The sequence below is a fragment of the Nonomuraea zeae genome (assembly GCF_005889725.1).
Taxonomy (GTDB): domain Bacteria; phylum Actinomycetota; class Actinomycetes; order Streptosporangiales; family Streptosporangiaceae; genus Nonomuraea; species Nonomuraea zeae.
Genome location: NZ_VCKX01000264.1, coordinates 1 through 16,886 on the forward strand (window position 1 = coordinate 1; position 16,886 = coordinate 16,886).

At 72.8% G+C, this 16,886-nt stretch carries 13 protein-coding genes; 5 read left to right on the plus strand and 8 right to left on the minus strand.

What is annotated here, in order from left to right; all coding sequences use genetic code 11:
• A partial coding sequence (locus ETD85_RS48565) for a hypothetical protein (RefSeq protein WP_206059346.1) occupies positions 1-482 on the plus strand: 482 nt, incomplete at its 5' end.
• 134 nt (positions 483-616) lie between these two features.
• Here ETD85_RS48565 and ETD85_RS48570 read toward each other — a convergent pair.
• Together ETD85_RS48570 and ETD85_RS48575 are read right to left on the minus strand one after the other, a co-directional pair.
• The gene (locus ETD85_RS48570; protein ID WP_138696643.1) at positions 617-2,092 is read right to left on the minus strand and encodes a sensor histidine kinase; all 1,476 of its coding nucleotides are present in this window, start codon (positions 2,090-2,092) and stop codon (positions 617-619) included.
• Between the two features lie 8 nt (positions 2,093-2,100).
• Positions 2,101-2,832, minus strand: coding sequence for a response regulator transcription factor (locus ETD85_RS48575; protein ID WP_138696644.1), 732 nt, complete (start codon positions 2,830-2,832; stop codon positions 2,101-2,103).
• Positions 2,833-2,965: 133 nt separating this feature from the next.
• Here ETD85_RS48575 and ETD85_RS48580 point away from each other — a divergent pair, with 133 nt between their 5' ends.
• Positions 2,966-3,739, plus strand: coding sequence for a phosphotransferase (locus ETD85_RS48580; protein WP_206059348.1), 774 nt, complete (start codon positions 2,966-2,968; stop codon positions 3,737-3,739).
• 38 nt (positions 3,740-3,777) lie between these two features.
• Here the strand turns inward: ETD85_RS48580 and ETD85_RS48585 are convergent, their stop codons facing one another.
• Positions 3,778-5,085 (minus strand): DUF1996 domain-containing protein, encoded by a 1,308-nt coding sequence (locus ETD85_RS48585; protein WP_138696645.1) that lies wholly within the window; start codon positions 5,083-5,085, stop codon positions 3,778-3,780.
• A 94-nt stretch (positions 5,086-5,179) separates the two neighbouring features.
• Positions 5,180-6,226 (minus strand): LacI family DNA-binding transcriptional regulator, encoded by a 1,047-nt coding sequence (locus ETD85_RS48590; protein ID WP_138696646.1) that lies wholly within the window; start codon positions 6,224-6,226, stop codon positions 5,180-5,182.
• Positions 6,227-6,373: 147 nt separating this feature from the next.
• Between ETD85_RS48590 and ETD85_RS48595 the strand changes: the two genes are divergently transcribed.
• Positions 6,374-9,340 carry a discoidin domain-containing protein gene (locus ETD85_RS48595; RefSeq protein WP_206059349.1) on the plus strand — a complete coding sequence of 989 codons (2,967 nt, stop codon included), beginning with the start codon at positions 6,374-6,376 and terminating at the stop codon, positions 9,338-9,340.
• Between the two features lie 38 nt (positions 9,341-9,378).
• Here ETD85_RS48595 and ETD85_RS48600 read toward each other — a convergent pair whose 3' ends face one another.
• Genes ETD85_RS48600 through ETD85_RS48610 form a run of 3 tightly spaced genes read right to left on the minus strand, consistent with a single transcriptional unit; the run spans position 9,379 to position 12,522 of the window.
• Entirely contained in the window at positions 9,379-10,269 is an 891-nt protein-coding gene (locus ETD85_RS48600; protein WP_138696647.1) for a carbohydrate ABC transporter permease, read from the minus strand.
• A 1-nt stretch (position 10,270) separates the two neighbouring features.
• Positions 10,271-11,182, minus strand: a complete 912-nt coding sequence (locus tag ETD85_RS48605) for a carbohydrate ABC transporter permease (protein ID WP_138696648.1) — start codon at positions 11,180-11,182, stop codon at positions 10,271-10,273.
• Complete coding sequence (locus tag ETD85_RS48610; RefSeq protein ID WP_240779925.1) at positions 11,179-12,522, minus strand: extracellular solute-binding protein; 1,344 nt, start codon at positions 12,520-12,522, stop codon at positions 11,179-11,181. The genes ETD85_RS48605 and ETD85_RS48610 overlap by 4 nt, the downstream gene beginning before the upstream one ends.
• Positions 12,523-12,879: 357 nt before the next feature.
• Between ETD85_RS48610 and ETD85_RS48615 the strand changes: the two genes are divergently transcribed.
• Both ETD85_RS48615 and ETD85_RS48620 read left to right on the plus strand, forming a co-directional pair.
• On the plus strand, positions 12,880-15,318 hold the full coding sequence (locus ETD85_RS48615; RefSeq protein ID WP_138696649.1) for a glycoside hydrolase family 3 N-terminal domain-containing protein: 2,439 nt from the start codon (positions 12,880-12,882) through the stop codon (positions 15,316-15,318).
• Positions 15,302-16,324, plus strand: a complete 1,023-nt coding sequence (locus ETD85_RS48620; RefSeq protein WP_138696650.1) for a LacI family DNA-binding transcriptional regulator — start codon at positions 15,302-15,304, stop codon at positions 16,322-16,324. Before ETD85_RS48615 ends, ETD85_RS48620 begins: the two co-directional genes overlap by 17 nt.
• 14 nt (positions 16,325-16,338) lie before the next feature.
• Here ETD85_RS48620 and ETD85_RS63830 read toward each other — a convergent pair.
• Positions 16,339-16,886: hypothetical protein (locus ETD85_RS63830; protein ID WP_170247249.1), on the minus strand; the 548-nt coding region annotated here is incomplete at its 5' end.

Below are 16,886 nucleotides of genomic sequence, written 5' to 3' on the forward strand. Positions count from 1 at the left end.
TATTAGAAGAAGTGTCAGAGGTATATAAGAGACAGGCCCCGCCCCAGCGGGTCACCGTGGGGCCCCGGGTCTCGGTGCCCAAGGTGCGGACGTGGCGGTCACCGGTGCCCGGGGTGTCGATCTCGGTTCCGCCCGCCCGGCGGCGGGCGGCGCCCAAGGTGGCCTTGCCGCACGTGACCGTCTATCGCGACGCGGTGTGCACGAGCCGGGTCGTGGTGGGGGATTGCTCGCGCAAGCGGTCGCGCGAGGCGCACCGGCTCCCGTCGCGCTCCGTGCCCACCGCGATGCCGGCGCGCCCCAGCCCCACGCCCACCGTCGTCCGCGTCCCTCCTCCCTCCCAGATGCCGGTCGCGCGGTCACGCGCCCAGCAGATCGCGTCGCCCGGCCGCCGCAAAAATCCGATGACCAGCGTCCTGGTCACCGTCGTGATCGTGACGGCCATCACCTCGACGACGGCCGTGGCGTTCCGCTCCCGCCGGTGACGCTCGCGCCGGTGATCAGCTCACGGCCTTGAGCGCCGTGCTCAGATCACCGGCCCGAACGCCGTGCTCGGGTCACCGGCCTGAGCATCGTGCTCGGGTCACCGGCCTGGGCGCCGTGTGATGAACCAGCTCGTTCAGGGGCCGCTGGGGCCCTGGACCGGGAGGACGACGCGGAAGGTCGTGCCCGGACCAGGGCCGTCGTCCTTCCTGCCGCCGTCCCCCTTGCTGTCCCTCTTGCCGTCCCCGCGGGCGTCCCCGGCGGTGGCGTGCGCCTCGATGCGGCCGTCGTGCGCCTCCACCAGCGCCGCCGCGATGGCCAGCCCCAGGCCGGTGCCGCCGCTGTCACGGGAGCGGGCGGCGTCGGCCCGGTAGAACCGGTCGAACACGTGCGGCAGGTGCTCGGGCGCGATCCCCGGCCCGGCATCACGCACCTCCACCACCGCCACCCGTCCAGCCGCCCGTCCAGCCGGCTCCGTGCGCACCAGCACCCGTACGGACGTGCCCGGCGGGGTGTGGGCGACGGCGTTGCCGACCAGGTTGGTGATGACCTGGTGCAGCCGGTGCTCGTCCCCGACCACCCGCACCGGCCCGTCGTCCAGCACCAGCTCGATCGTCCTGCCGGGATCGCGGGCCCGCGCCCCGTGCACCACGTCACCGGCGATGACCTGCAGGTCCACCTCCGTCAGGTCCAGCGCGCGCTCCTGGTCCAGCCGCGCCAGCAACAGCAGGTCCTCCACCAGCACCCCCATCCGCTCCGCCTCACCCTCGATCCGGCTCAGGATGCGCGCCACGACCGGGTCGGGCTCGCTCCTGCCGTGCCGGTAGAGCTCGGCGAACCCGCGGATGGACGTCAGCGGCGTGCGCAGCTCGTGCGAGGCGTCCGCCAGGAAGTGGCGCAACCGCAGCTCCGAGTGCTCCCGCTGGCGCAGGGCCTCGCCGAGGCGGCCGAGCATGACGTTGAGCGCGCTGCCCAGCCGCCCCGTCTCGGTACGCGGATCGCTGTCGGACACCCGCCGGTCCAGCTCGCCCCCGGCGATGGCGGCGGCCGTGCGCTCCATCCGGGTCAGCGGGCGCAGCCCGAGTCGTACCACCACGAGTGCCACCACGCCCAGCGCGGCCAGCACCAGCGCGCCCGCCGCCGCCTCGATGAGCAGGAGCTCGTGCACGGTGCTCCGGTTCGACTCCAGCGACATGGACACCGCCGCCCGGGTGCCGTCCGGCGTGCGCACCACGATCGTGCGCCACTCGGTGGTGCCCGCCCTGGAGGGCACCGTGATGGGCTCGGCGGGCGCCGCGGCGATCACGCTCGCGGGGACGGCCGGGCCGTCGTCAGCCACGGGGAGGCGGCCGAGGAGCGTACCCGAGGGGGTGAACAGGGAGACGCGGAACTGGGTGGGCAGCTCCACCTCGCCCCGGCGCGGCATCGGCGCGCCGGGCGGCGGGCCCTTCATGAACGTGCCGGCGAACTCGGTGAGCTGGGTGTCCACCCGCGACAGCAGCGACCGGTCGAGCAGCAGCACCCCCGCCGCCGCGAACACCGCCAGCGCCGCGGCCGACAGCCCGAGCAGGGCGGCCAGCAGCCGGTGGCGCAGCGGCCAGGGCCGGCCCATCGGCCGCATCAGCGCCGGTCCAGCAGGCTCTGGTCGCGCAGCGAGTAGCCGACGCCGCGCAGGGTGTGGATCAGCGGCGGGCCGGCCACGTCGATCTTGCGGCGCAGGTAGCTGATGTAGGACTCCACGATCCGGCTGTCGGTGCCGAAGCCGTGGCTCCAGACGCGGTCGAGGATCTGGGACTTGCTGACGACCCGTTCCGCGTTGATCATCAGGTAGCGCAGGAGGCCGAACTCCGTGGGCGACAGGTGGACCCGCCGCCCGGCCCGCCGCACGACGTGGGTCTCCTCGTCCAGCTCCAGGTCGGCGTAGCGAAGCAGGCCGTCGTCGCCGGACTCCGCGCGCGGCGCCGTACGGCGCAGGATCGCGCGGATCCGCAGCACCACCTCCTCCAGGCTGAACGGTTTCGTGACGTAGTCGTCGCCGCCCGCCGTCAGCCCCGCGATCCGGTCGGCCACCGTGTCCCGGGCGGTGAGGAACAGCACGGGCGGGCCGCCGCCGTCCGGCCGCAGCCGCTGCGCCACCGCGAACCCGTCGAGGTCGGGCAGCATCACGTCCAGCAGGATGAGGTCGGGGCGCTCCCGCCCGACCTCGTCGAGCGCAGCCGTGCCCGATGCGGCGGTGCGCACGCGGAAGCCGTTCAGCTCCAGGGCGTCGAGCAGCAGCTCGCGGATGTTGGGTTCGTCGTCCACCACGAGCACCACGGGACTGTCCGCGGGTCTGGGCCTCGGTGCGTCCATGCAGCCTGTTGTACCCGGTGTACCTGTGAATCCGGTGTGCGCGGACGCTCCCGGGGCGCGGAAATCCGGCTGCCCGGGATCGCCCGGCGTGGCACACTGACCGGCGGGCAGAGACGATGATCAAGGGGGCGCGGTGGCCGCGGAAGAGGTGCTCGCCGGGGGCGGCGTCAACCACGTCGTGCGGATCGGGCGGACGGTCCGCCGTCCCGCAGGGCCGTGGACGCCGGCCGTGCACGCCCTGCTCGGGCACCTGGCGGCGCGCGGGTTCGGCGGCGCGCCGCGCAGCCACGGCATCGACGGCGAGGGCCGGGAGATCCTCGACTTCGTGCCCGGCCAGGCGGCGGACTACCCGCTGCCGGACTGGGCGCGTTCGGACGAGGCCCTGACCGCCGCCGGCCGGCTGCTGCGGGACTATCACGACGCCACCGCCGACTTCCCGGACGCCACGGACCTCACCTGGTATTTCGCGCCGGTGAGCCCGGCCGAGGTCATCTGCCACGGGGACGTCGCCACCTACAACTGCGTGTTCCGCGACGGGCTGCCGGTGGCGTTCATCGACTTCGACACCGCCCACCCGGGGCCGCGGGTCTGGGACGTGGCCTACGCCGCCTACCGGTTCGTGCCGCTCACCGACCCGCGGCACGCGGACTCGTGCCCGGTGGCGGAGCAGGCGCGGCGGCTGCGGCTGTTCGCGGACGCGTACGGGCTCGGCGCGGCCGATCGCGCCGAGCTGACCGGGACGGCGCGGGCCAGGCTGGAGCACCTGATCGGCCACATGCACGAGCAGGCCGCCGCCGGTCACGAGGCGTTCGCGAGCCACGTCGCGCGCGGCGACGACCGCCACTACCGCGCGGACATCGGCCACCTGACCCGCCACGACGCGACGCTGCGGGCGGCCCTGGCCTGAGGGCCGCTCCCCGCCGGGCGGGGCGGGGAGCGCCCGTCCTACATGCTCGTCCTCAGGTTGTAGTGCTCGTCGAGCGCGGCGCCCCTGTGCGGCTTGTACTGGTCGAACCCGCGCGAGTCGCACTGCAGCCCGCCGTTGACGCAGTGCCGGACGAGAGCCTGGAGGATCGCCGGCTCCCAGGCGTTGAAGAAGTCGTAGTGCCAGGAGTAGCCGCGCCCGCTGGCCAGCCGGGCCTGCGACAGGTCGCCGTCCGCCGGGAAGGCGATCTTGAACTCCAGCATCGGGACGGGCACGGGATGCGTGCCGGGGCAGTAGCCGCCGACCGGGTAGGCCATGTGCCGCTTGTGGTCGGAGCTGTCCAGGTTGACGCCGTCCCAGCAGCTCGGGGCCTGGAAGCGGACGTTCACCTGGGTGCCGGCCGGGCAGTTCAGCGGCAGGTCGTAGTTGTGGAAGCTGTCACCGCACTCGAACCCCTCGACCGCCCCAGGCGCGTCCCTGAACTCCGCCAGGCTCTGGCCCGGGCTGCCGACCACGAACCGCAGCCCCTGCGGGAACGTGCGCACGGTCGTGTAGTCCAGGACGCCGGACTTGTAGTAGACCACCTGCGGCCCGACCGGCTGGATGAGCTGGTCGCCCTTGTAGAAGCTGGGGAACCAGTAGGCCGACCTGTCGTGCGGGTTCGTGCAGGAGGTGCCGCCGGCGAGGAGCGAGGCGAGCGTGCTGTGGGCGTTCGTGGTCGTGTTGCCGATGAAGGTGTGCATGTGCGAGGCCCCGGGCAGCCCGGGCAGCACGATGGGGTCGTCGGGGCGGTTCACGGTCACCGAGCAGTTGGCCTGGAACTCGCGGTGGGTGACGTAGTCGGCGCCGGTGGCCTCGCCGTAGACCTGCATCTCCCAGAGCGAGTATCCGTAGGGGGTGCCGCGCTGCGTGCCGGTCAGCCGGACGTGGCGGCCGGCGCCCGTCACCGCGATCGCCTGGGTGCCGCCGGTCCCGGCGGTCGTGGTGTGGATCGTGGTCCAGCTCGTGCCGTTCGCCGAGACCTGGAGGATGAAGGCCCGGCCGTAGGCGCCCTCCCAGCGCAGCACCACGCGGGAGAGCGCGGCCTGGACGCCGAGATCGACCTGCAGCCACTGCGGGTCGCTGAACGCGCTCGACCAGCGCGTCGTCAGGCTCCCGTCGAACGCCGCGCCCGCCACCGCGCCGCCGCCCTCGGACGAGGAGGCCGTGGCGGTCTTGCCTTGGGAAAGCAGCGTGTCGGCCGCCGACGCGGGGCTCGCGACCGAGACCAGGAAGGCCGCCGCCAGCATCAGGACGGCGGCACACAGCCGGAAGGGGGGTAAACGCATGACATCTCCTCGCAACGGTCAGGCGGATGTCGGAGAGCGCTCTCCCAGTAGATGCGGGCACCTCACCGTTGTCAATACGTGTCGGTGAATCCGGTCAGGAGGACGCTCTGACCACCAGGGACGGCTGGAAGATCTTCGAGGTGGCCCGCTGGGCCGGATCGTCGAGGTGCGCCAGCAGCAGGCGGCCCATCTCGGCCGCCATGTCCTCCACCGGATGCCGCACGGTGGTCAGCGGCGGCACGCAGGCCGTCGCCGCGCTGCTGTCGTCGAAGCCCACCACCGCGACGTCGCCGGGCACCCGCCTGCCGTGCCGGCGCAGCGCCGCGAGCGCGCCCGCCGCCATCACGTCGTTGGCCGCGAACACGCCGTCGAGCCCCGGCTGCTCGCCCAGCAGCCGTTCCATCGCCCGCTCCCCGCTGGCCGCGGTGAAGTTGCCCTCGGCGACCGGGACGAACGGGTGGCCGTGCACGGCCATGGCCTCCTGGAACCCGGCCAGGCGATCCCGCGCGGCCGGCACGTCGAGCGGCCCCGAGATCGTCGCCACCCGGCGGCGGCCCGCCGCCACGAGATGATCGGCGGCCAGCCCGGCCCCCGCCCGGTGCGCCAGGTCCACGTAGCTGATCGGCAGCGGCTCGGATGGCCTGGCGAACAGCACGGCCGGCAGCCCCGCCGCCACCAGCAGCCCGGGCAGCGGGTCCGCGCCGTGCGTGGAGACCAGCAGCGCGCCGTCGGCGTTGCCTTGCCGCAGGTAGGCGACGACCTGCTGCCTGGTCTCGGCGGTCTCGGCGAACATGAGGATCGGGTGGATGCCGAGCGGGCGCAGGAAGCTCACCACGCCGCCGGCCACCCGGCCGAAGAACGGGTCGGCGAAGACCTGGGCGGGGAACGGGTTCTCGGCGGACTCGCCGCCCGCGCCCGACACGACCAGCGCGACCGTCCCCGTCCGCCGGGTGACCAGCGAGCGGGCCGCCTGGTTGGGCGCGTAGCCGGTCTCGGCGACGGCCAGGCGCACCGCCTCCTGGATGGCCGGATCGACGTTGCGGATGCCGTTGATCACGCGGGAGACGGTCGCCCGCGAGACGCCGGCCGCCCTGGCCACGTCCTCCAGCGTGGGCGGGCTGGGCGTCCGGCCTTCGCTCATGCCGCTTTTATAGCACAGCCTGGAGAGCGCTCTCCTGGGTGGTTGCGGTCCAGTTCCGGTCAAGGCTTGACACGGTTCGCCCGCGGCGGGACGCTCCTGCCATCGGAGAGCGCTCTCCCACTGTGAACCTCTGATGGAGGAGAGTCCGTGCGTCCCTTCACGAGGCCGGGCCGCTGGGCCCTGGCCCTGATCTTGCTGGCGTCGCTGTCGGTGTGGGCCCGACCGGCCGCGGCGGCCGACGTGCTGTTGTCCCAGGGCAAGACCGCCACGGCCTCCTCGGCCGAGGGCGCGGCGTGGTCGGCGGCCGCCGCGTTCGACGGCGACCTGTCCACCCGCTGGAGCAGCGCCTTCTCCGATCCGCAGTGGATCCAGGCCGACCTCGGCGCGACGGCCGCGATCAGCCGCGTCGTCCTCCGCTGGGAGGCCGCGTACGCGTCCGCCTTCACCCTCCAGACCTCCCAGAACGGTACGGACTGGACCGCCATCTACGCCACCATGACCGCGACCGGCGGCACGCAGACGCTGGACGTCCAGGGCAGCGGCCGCTACGTCCGCCTGCACGGCACGGCCAGGGGCACCGGCTACGGCTACTCCCTGTGGGAGCTCCAGGTCTACGGCACCACGGACGCCCAGCCGGACGACTGGACGGAGCTGTGGAGCGACACCTTCGACGGCCCGGCGGGCACCTCGCCGTCCGGCGCGAACTGGATCCTGCGCACCGGCACCTCATATCCGGGCGGCCCGGCCCGCTGGGGCACCGGCGAGGTCGAGTCCATGAGCGCCTCGACCGCGAACGTCTCCCTCGACGGCCAGGGCCGCCTGGCCATCAGGGCGATCAGGGACGGCGCGGGCAACTGGACCTCCGGCCGGGTCGAGACCCAGCGCGCCGACTTCACCCCGAGACCGGGCGAGCAGCTCCGCTTCACCGCCCGGCTCAAGCAACCCGACGTGGCCGGCGCGCTCGGCTACTGGCCCGGCTTCCGCGCCACCGGCGCCGCCTTCCGCGACGGGTTCACCGGCTGGCCAGGCGTCGGCGAGAGCGACATCATGACCGGCGTCAACGGCCGCAGCCAGCTCGCGAACGCCCTACACTGCGGCACCGCCCCCGGCGGCCCGTGCGCCGAGTACGACGGCCGGACCAGCGGCTTCGCCACCTGCGACGGCTGCCAGACCGGTTACCACGAGTACACCCAGATCATCGACCGCACCCTGACCGACGAGGAGATCCGCTTCTACCTGGACGGCCGCCAGCCCTGGGTCGTCCGGCAGAGCCAGGTCGGGCTCGCCGCCTGGCGCGACGCCGTCCAGCACGGCTTCTATCTCCGCTTCGACCTCGCGATCGGCGGCTCGCTGCCGGACGCCGTCGCCGGCCGGACCACCCCGACGGCGGCCACCGCCTCCGGCGGCGTGCTCAGCGTGGACTCCGTCTCGGTGGCCAGGAAGGCGGGCACGACACCGCCCCCGCTCACCGACCCGCCCGTCCCCGCCGGGCCCAGCGTCGTCAGGGTGACCGGCGGCCAGGGCAACTGGCAGCTCACCGTGAACGGCCTGCCGTACCTGGTTAAGGGCATCACCTACGGCCCGCCCCAGGCGGCGGCCGACGCGTACATGCGGGACCTGCGCTCGATGGGCGTCAACACGATCAGGATCTGGGGAGTGGACGACACGCACACCCCGGCCCTGCTCGACGCCGCGGCCCGGCACGGCCTGCGGGTCGTCGTCGGCCACTGGCTCAACCAGGGCGCCGACTACGCGGGCGACACGGCGTACAAGACGGCGGCGAAGACCGAGATCGTCGCCAGGGTCAACGCGCTCAAGGGCCGCCAGGGCGTCCTCATGTGGGACGTCGGCAACGAGGTCATCCTCACCATGCAGGACCACGGCCTGCCCGCGGACGTGGTGGAGGCGCGGCGGGTGGCCTACGCCAAATTCGTGAACGAGGTCGCCCAGGCGATCCACGCCGCCGACCCCGGCCACCCGGTCACCTCCACCGACGCGTGGACCGGCGCCTGGGCCTACTACAAGGCGCACGCTCCGGCGCTCGACCTGCTGGCCGTGAACTCCTACGGCGCCGTCGGCGGCATCAGGCAGGCGTGGATCGACGGCGGCCACGACAAGCCGTACCTCATCACGGAGGGCGGGCCCGCGGGGGAGTGGGAGGTGCCCGCCGACGTCAACGGCGTCCCCGACGAGCCCTCGGACCTGGCCAAGCGCGACGGCTACCGGGCGAGCTGGGCCGCGGTCACCGCCCATCCCGGCGTGGCGCTGGGCGCGACCGAGTTCCACTACGGGCTGGAGAACGACTTCGGCGGCGTCTGGCTGAACACGCTGACCGGCGGCTGGCGGCGGCTCGGGTACCACGCGCTCAAACAGGCGTACACGGGGCAGGCCGGCGGCAACAGGCCGCCCGAGATCACCGGCCTGACCGTCGGGTCGCGGACCGCCGTCCCCGCGGGCGGGCAGTTCACCGTCGAGGCGGCCGTCACCGACCCGGACGGCGACGCCGTCCGGTACAACCTGATGGCCGGCGACAAGCACATCACCGGCAACCGCGGCCTCGGCCACCTCGCTTTCGCCCAGACCGGCCCCGGCCGGTTCACGGTGACCGCGCCCGAGCGGCTGGGCGTCTGGAAGGTCTACCTCTACGCCTACGACGGCCACGGCAACGCCGGCATCGAGCAGCGCTCCTTCCGCGTCGTGCCGCCGGTCGTGCCCGGCGTGAACCTGGCCCGCGGCAGGCCCGCCACCGCCTCCTCCTACCAGCCGACCGGCGACGGCGGCCCGTTCCTGCCGGGCAAGGCCGTGGACGGCGACTTCGGGACGCGGTGGGCCAGCGAGTGGAGCGACGCCCAGTGGCTCCAGGTGGACCTGGGGGCGGTCACCCCGGTCAGGCGCGTGCAGCTGGGATGGGAGGGCGCCTACGCGAAGTCGTACCGGATCCGCACCTCGCAGGACGGGACGACCTGGGCCACCGCCCACACGGTGAGCGGCGACGGCGACGGCGGGTTCGACCTCGTGGAGCTGAGCGCGTCCGCGCGCTATGTCCGGCTCGAACTGACCCAGCGGGCCACGGCCTACGGGTACTCGCTGTGGGAGTTCGGCGTCTACGGCTGACAGGGCGCGGGCGGTCCCGCGGGACCGCCCGCTTCCTCCTACTTGCCGAAGCCCGCGGTCAGCCCGCTGAGCAGCTGGCGGCGGCCGACCACGTACAGGATCAGGATGGGCAGCGTGGTCAGGACGACGGAGGCGAGCACGGCCGGCACGTTCACGCTGTACTGCCCCTGGAAGCTCCACAACGCCAGCGGCAGCGTGCGCTTGTCCGGGCTCTGCGTGAGGATCAGGGGCAGCAGGAAGTTGTTCCAGACCTGCAGCGAGGTGTAGACCGTCACCGTCACCACGGCGGGCCGGGTCAGCGGCAGCGCCAGCCGCCACAGCGTGCCCCACTCGGTGGCGCCGTCCAGCCGCATCGACTCGAACAGCTCCTTGGGCACGTCCCTGATGAAGTTCGACAGCACCAGCACCGACAGCGGGATGGCGAAGGCGATCGACGGCAGGATCATCCCGAGCAGGGAGTCGTACAGGTGCAGCCGGATGATGATCAGGTAGATCGGGATGACCGTCGCCTGCAGCGGGATGGCCAGGCCCATGAGGAACAGCGAGTTCGTCCACCGCAGGAACCGCCCGTCGCCGCCGCGCACGATCGCGTAGGCCGCCATGAAGGAGACCGTGACCGCGGGCACCACCGCGCCGATGGTGACGATGAGGCTGTTGAGGAAGTACAGGGCGAAGTCCGACTCGATGACCATCCGGTAGTTGGCCAGGGTCGGCTCGACCGGCGGGGCGAACGGGTTCGAGGCGTAGTACGTGCTCTGCGACTTGAAGCTGGTGATGATGATCCAGTAGATCGGCACCATCACGACGACGAGCCAGATCCAGCCGGCCGAGCCGCCCAGCCAGTTGCGGTGCCGGGCGACCGCCGACTCGCGGTGCCGGGCCTGGTGCGGGGCGGTCCGCCGCGGGCCCTTGGTCAGCGTGGCCGTCATGTCAGGCACCTTCCAGCTGGCTCGCCGAGGCGTCGCGGCCGCCGAGCCTGCGCAGCACGAGCGACAGCACCAGGCCCACGAGGACGAGGATGACCGCGATCACGCTGGCCGGGCCCATGAGGTTGGCCTGGAAGCCGCGCTTGTACATGTCGAGCGCGAGCACCCGGGTGGCGTCGCCCGGGCCGCCCGCGGTGAGCACGAAGATCAGGTCGAAGAAGGTCAGCGAGCCGACGACCATGAGGGTGGACGACGTGATGATCGTGTACTTGAGCTGCGGCAGCGTGATGCTGAAGAACTTGCGGACGCGGCCCGCGCCGTCCAGCTCCGCGGCCTCGTACATCGAGCGGGGGATCTGCCGGACGCCGCCCTGGTAGATCAGCGAGTGGAACGGGATGAACTGCCACGAGACCACGAAGATGACCACCCCGAAGGCGAGGTACGGGTCGCCGAGCCAGTCCTGGACGAGCAGCGGGATCCCCAGCCCGGCGCCGAGCCCGAAGTTCGGGTCGAGCAGCGCCTTGTACGTGATCGCCAGCGCCGCCGAGCTGAGCAGCAACGGGATGAAGTACAGCACCGACAGCACCGCGCGGTAGCGCTGCGCGCCGGCCAGGAAGGTGCCCAGCAGGATGCTCGCCGGCGTCTGCACCGCCCACGACAGGAGCATGACGAGGAACGTCACCCACAGGGCGTGCGGCAGGCCGGGGTCGGCGAGCACGGCGCGCCAGCTCTCGACGCCCGCGAAGTTGATGTCGCCGAGCCCGTCCCACGAGCTGAAGCTCAGCAGGAGGACCCCGACCAGCGGGACGATGCCGAACCCGGCGAAGAACACCAGTGCGGGCACGGCCAGCCAGGCGAGGCCGCCACGGCCGGTGCGCTTACCGGCCGGGGCGGAGGTGGTGGCGGCCGCGCTCACTTGCCGATGACCGCGTTCATGTTCGTGGCGAACTCCTTGGGCGAGATCGACAGCTGGAACAACTTGGAGATGTTGTCCAGCAGCACCTCGGCGGCGGTCGGGCTGAGCGCCTGGTCCCAGGACTGGGCGAAGGTCTTGGCGTTGACGGCGATGCCGTAGACGAACTTCAGGAAGTCGGCGTCCTTGGAGGTGGCGAACGCGGCGTCCGCGCCCTTAATGATCGGCACCGCGCCGGTCTCGACCCACTCCTTCATCGCCTGGTCGCCGATGAGCTCGGTGGAGAAGAACTTCTTGGCGATCTCCTTCTGCTCGGGGGTCGCCTTGGAGGAGATCGACAGGTACTGGCCGGGGTTGCCGACGGTGTTGCTCGGGTCGCCCTTGCCGCCGTCGATCGGCGGGAAGTTCATGTAGCCGAGGTTGCCACCGGAGACGAAGTCGCCGCCGTCGGTGGACATGCTGCCGTACGTCCAGCCGCCGTGCAGCATCATGGCCGCCTTGCCGGTGTACAGCAGCGCCTGGTCGGCGTTGGAGTCGGCGGTGATCGAGGAGAAGCCCTTGATGAACCCGTTGGCCTTGATCAGCTCCTGCATCTTGCCCAGGGCGTCGATGGCGACCGGGTTGCTCCAGGCGTCCTTCTGGGCGTCGAACACGGCCTGGAACACCTCGGGGCCGCCCAGCCGGTCGAAGAGGAACTCCAGCCACATCATGTTCGTCCAGCGAGACTGCCCGCCGAGCGAGAACGGCGCGATGCCCTTGGCGTTGAACTTGGGCACCAGGTCCATGATGTCGCCCCAGGTCTGGGGCGGCTGGGCGCCGATCTTCTCGAAGGCCCGCTTGTCGTAGTACAGGACGATCGGCTGCATCGTCTCGCAGGGCATCGCGTAGATCTTGCCGTCGATGGTGGCCGCGCCGAAGGAGGAGGGGAACAGCCGGTCCTTGACCGCGGGGTTCTGGTCGAACCACGAGGTGAGGTCGTCGACCTGGCCCGCCTGCACGTAACTGCGCAGCGTGCCGCCGCCCCAGCCCCAGATCAGCGTGGGCGCTTGGCCGGCTCCGATCGCCGTCTTGATCTTCGTCTTGAAAGCGTCGTTCTGGAAGGTCGTCCCCGTGATCTGGCCGTTCGGGTTGGCCTTGTTGAACCGCTCCATGGTCCTGGTGCGCACGCCCTCCTGTGGCTGCGTCGACAGGTACCAGTAAGTGGCGTTGGCGCCGCCGCCGCTGCTGGCAGTGGCGCCGGGCCTGGTCGGCCCGGCGCTGCCGCAGGCGGCCAGGGCCGCTCCCAAGGGCAGGCCCATGGAGAGGGTGAGGAAATTGCGGCGAGAGGTGTTCCTTGACTCCACGCTGATCTCCGTACTCGAATGCCGCTGGCTGGCCGCGGCGCGTTGATCATCGGATGCGGTGGCCGGCGGTCGTGGAAAGGCATCTCCCGATGCCACTAATCCACTCCTCCTTGAGTCAGCTCTCCGAAACATTTTCGACATGACCGCGGGGGTCGCCAATCTAGGTTTCTGGTATGTGCGTGTCAAGACCCGTTCGCCGCAAAAGGCCCCTGGCTCTCGGGTGGGGCGCGTGTAAGGTACTCTCGCGCGGCTTCTCACCCGGCGCCGGCAAAGTGGAGGTTCTCCGCCGCGGCCGCCTCATGTTGTCGAAATATTTCGAAAAGCTTGCGACAGTAACTCAGCTCTTAAGGAGAGCACATGACGGCTCTTGATCGGACTTTCACGGCGGACCGGGCTCTTCACCCGTGGCAGGACCCGGCGCTCCCCGTGGCCGAGCGAGTCGACGCACTCCTGGCGGAGCTGACCCTGGAGGAGAAGGTCGGCCAGCTCGGCAGCCGCTGGATCGGCAACGACATGCAGGACGCGGCCGACCCGCAGCCGGACGCCGACCCGCTGAACGTGGCGCCGATGCAGGACGTGTTCGCGGCGTCGGGCACCGTGCCCCTGGAGGAGGCGATCCGCCACGGGCTCGGCCACCTGACCCGCGTGTACGGCAGCGCCCCCGTCACCGCCGAGCAGGGCGCGGCCGAGACCGTGCGCCTGCAGCGCGCGGTCGTCGAGAGCTCCAGGCTCGGCATCCCGGCCATCGTCCACGAGGAGTGCCTGACCGGTTTCACCACTTATGGCGCGACCGTTTACCCGGCGGCGATCGCCTGGGCGGCCACGTTCGATCCGGAGCTGGTGGAGCGCATGGCCGCGGCGATCGGCCGCGACATGCGGGCCGTGGGCGTGCACCAGGGCCTGTCGCCGGTGCTGGACGTGGTGCGCGACTACCGGTGGGGGCGGGTCGAGGAGACGATGGGCGAGGACCCGTACCTCGTCGCGATGCTGGGCGCCGCCTACGTGCGCGGCCTGGAGGGCGCGGGGATCATCGCCACGCTCAAGCACTTCGCCGGCTACTCCGCCTCCAGGGCGGCCCGCAACCACGGCCCCGTGCCGATGGGCCGCCGCGAGCTGATGGACATGATCCTGCCCGCCTTCGAGACCGCGATCGTCCTGGGCGGCGCCGGCTCGGTGATGAACTCCTACGCCGACGTGGACGGCGTCCCCGCCGCGGCCGACCCCTGGCTGCTGACCGAGGTGCTGCGCGAGGAGTGGGGCTTCACCGGCACCGTCGTGTCCGACTACTGGGCCGTGCCGTTCCTCGCGACCATGCACCGGGTCGCCGCCGACCCGGGCGAGGCCGGCGCCCAGGCGCTCGCCGCCGGGATCGACGTCGAGCTGCCCGACACGCTCGGCTTCGGGCAGGAGCTGGCCGAACGGGTGCGCCGCGGGGAGCTGCCGGAGTCCCTGGTCGAGCGGGCCGCGCGCCGCGTGCTCACCCAGAAGATACGGCTCGGGCTGCTCGATCCCGGCTGGACGCCGGAGGGCTCGGTCGCCGGGGCCGCCACCGTGGACCTGGACTCGCCGGACAACCGGGCCCTGGCCCGCGAGCTGGCCGAGCGGTCCGTCGTCCTGCTCGACGCCGGGGACGTCCTGCCCCTGCTCGGCGAGGGACGGCCGGCCCCCGGCCGGATCGCCGTCGTCGGGCCCGCCGCCGACGCGCCCCGCACGTTCATGGGCTGCTACGCCTTCCCCAACCACGTCCTGCCCCGGCACCCCGGCTTCGGGCTCGGCATCGAGGCGCCCAGCGTCCTCGACGCGCTGCGCGCCGAGCTGCCCGGGACCGAGATCACCTACGAGCGCGGCTGCGACGTGCGGGACGAGGACCGTTCCGGCTTCCCCGCCGCCGTCGCCGCCGCCCGCGCGGCCGACCTGTGCGTGGCCGTCGTGGGCGACCTGGCCGGCCTGTTCGGGCAAGGCACCTCGGGCGAGGGCTGCGACGCGGAGGACCTGCGGCTGCCCGGCCCGCAGGCCGGCCTGCTCGCCGAGCTCGCCGCCACGGGCACGCCGGTCGTCGTGGTGGTCGTCTCCGGCCGCCCGTACGCCCTGGGCGAGGTGCACGCGGGCGCCGCCGCGCTCGTGCAGGCGTTCATGCCGGGGGAGGAGGGCGGGGCGGCGATCGCCGGGGTGCTCTCCGGCCGGGTCCAGCCCGTGGGCCGGCTGCCCGTGCAGATCCCGCGCACCCCGGGCGGGCAGCCGGGCACCTACCTGCAGCCGCCGCTGGGCGCCGACAGCCAGGGCGTCAGCAACCTCGACCCGACCCCGCTGTTCCCCTTCGGCCACGGCCGGTCCTACACCGCCTTCGAGGTCGGCGACCTGCTGATCAGCGACGCCGAGGTGCCCGTGGACGGCGAGTTCACCGTGTCCGTCACCGTGCGCAACACCGGCGGCCGGGCCGGCGAGGAGGTCGTCCAGCTCTACCTGCACGACGTCCTGGCCCAGGTCACCCGGCCGGTGCGGCAGCTCGCCGGGTTCGCGCGGGTCCGCCTGGAGCCGGGCGAGTCCACCGGCGTGCGCTTCCACGTGCACGCCGACCGCACCGCCTTCACCGGCCGCGACCTGCGCCGGATCGTCGAGCCGGGGGACGTGGAGGTGCTCGTCGGCACGTCGGCGGCCGACCTGCCGTGCCGGGGCGTCGTACGATTGACCGGCCCGTCGCGATACACCGGCCGGGACCGGCGGCTCGTCACGCCCGTGGACGTGGGGCCCGCCGCCCGGCAGCAAGGGGGTGGTGGAGATGCCGGACAGTCCTAGGCGCATCACCCTCGCGACGGTCGCGGCCTCGGCGGGCGTGTCGGTGGCGACCGTCTCCAAGGTGCTCAACGGCCGCAGCGACGTCGCGCCGGCCACCCGGTCGCTGGTGCAGTCGCTGCTGCAGCAGCACGACTACGTGGCGCCCGCGCCGCGCCGGGGGGAGACGACCGGGATCGCCACCGTCGAGGTGCAGTTCGACGCGGACCTCAACGCGTACTCGACCGAGATCATCCAGGGCGCGGTGGCGGCCGGGGCCGAGGCCGGGGTGGGCGTCGTCGTCAGCCTCAGGAAGGGCGCCGACCGTTCCACGGGATGGGCCCGCGGCCTGGTCACCGCGGGCCGGCGGGCGCTGATCGCGGTGACCAGCGAGCTGACCTCCCGCCATCTCGCCGCCGTGTCCAGGGCACGGCTGCCGCTGGTCCTGATCGACCCGCTGAACCTGCCGCGCACCCGCGTGACCAGCATCGGCTCCACCAACTTCGCCGGCGGCCTGGCCGCCACCCACCACCTGCTCTCGCTCGGGCACCGGCGCATCGCCTACATCGGCGGGCCCGCCACCGCCGCCTGCAACCAGGCCCGCCTGCACGGCTACCGGGCGGCCATGGAGTCGGAGGGCGCGCCGGTGCCGCCCGGCTACGCGCTGTCGGGGCACTTCCGCTACCACGACGGGGTGGCGAACGGGGCGGCCGTGCTCGACCTGCCGCAGGCGCCGACGGCCATCTTCGCCGGGAGCGACGAGACGGCGCTCGGGGTGATGGAGGCCGCGCGGGCGCGGGGGCTGCGCATCCCCGACGATCTCAGCGTGGTGGGCTTCGACGACACGCAGATCGCCCAGATGGCCTCGCCGCCGCTCACCACCGTCCGGCAGCCGTTGCGGGAGATGGGGGGCGTGGCCCTGCGTACCGCGCTGCGGCTGGCGGCGGGGGAGAAGGTGGACTCCCATCACGTGGAGCTGGCCACGGAGCTGATCGTCCGCGGCTCCACGGCCCCGGTGCCGCGCGTTTGACGGGAGCCATCGGGTCAGCCGCCTTCGGCGATGGTGGTGAGGCAGGTCGGACAGTCGCCGGTGACCTTCTCGCCCCATGACCGCAGGTGCTCCAGCGCGTCCTCCTCCCTGGCCTGCGCCGCGCGGGCGGCGTCCTTGCCGCTCGTCTCCAGCGAGGTGGCCAGCAGGTCGAACGCGTCGGCCTGCGCCTGCACGAACGCGACCCAGTCCCGATGGGCGGCGCGGGTCTGCGTACTGATCGGCTGGTAGGCCCGCGCCTCGCCGAGCAGCGCCCGCATCGGGGCCAGCGCCTCCGCGCGCAGCCGGGCCGCCTTGCCGGCCGGGCTCGCGCGGGAGGCGACGACGGCGGCCCTGGCCGAGCGGGCGGCCTGGAGCCGTTCCAGCAGGGTGGGTGCGAGGACGGTGAGGTAGTGGGCGGCCTCCAGGCGGGCGCTCAGCGCGGGCGGGGTGGGGATGGACTCGTACGAGCCGACCAGCGGCACCCGGGCGGCGACCACCGCTCCGGCGAGACCCAGCCCGAGCACCGCCGCGCCCGCCGCCCGCCACAGAGCCTGTCTCTTAT

Coding starts and splice junctions, on each gene's coding strand:
- ETD85_RS48620 (WP_138696650.1), top strand. CDS start 15,302: ATGCCGGACAGTCCTAGGCGCATCACCCTCGCGACGGTCGCGGCCTCG.
- ETD85_RS48590 (WP_138696646.1), bottom strand. CDS start 6,226: ATGAGCGAAGGCCGGACGCCCAGCCCGCCCACGCTGGAGGACGTGGCC.
- ETD85_RS48575 (WP_138696644.1), bottom strand. CDS start 2,832: ATGGACGCACCGAGGCCCAGACCCGCGGACAGTCCCGTGGTGCTCGTG.
- ETD85_RS48615 (WP_138696649.1), top strand. CDS start 12,880: ATGACGGCTCTTGATCGGACTTTCACGGCGGACCGGGCTCTTCACCCG.
- ETD85_RS48585 (WP_138696645.1), bottom strand. CDS start 5,085: ATGCGTTTACCCCCCTTCCGGCTGTGTGCCGCCGTCCTGATGCTGGCG.
- ETD85_RS48570 (WP_138696643.1), bottom strand. CDS start 2,092: ATGGGCCGGCCCTGGCCGCTGCGCCACCGGCTGCTGGCCGCCCTGCTC.
- ETD85_RS48600 (WP_138696647.1), bottom strand. CDS start 10,269: ATGACGGCCACGCTGACCAAGGGCCCGCGGCGGACCGCCCCGCACCAG.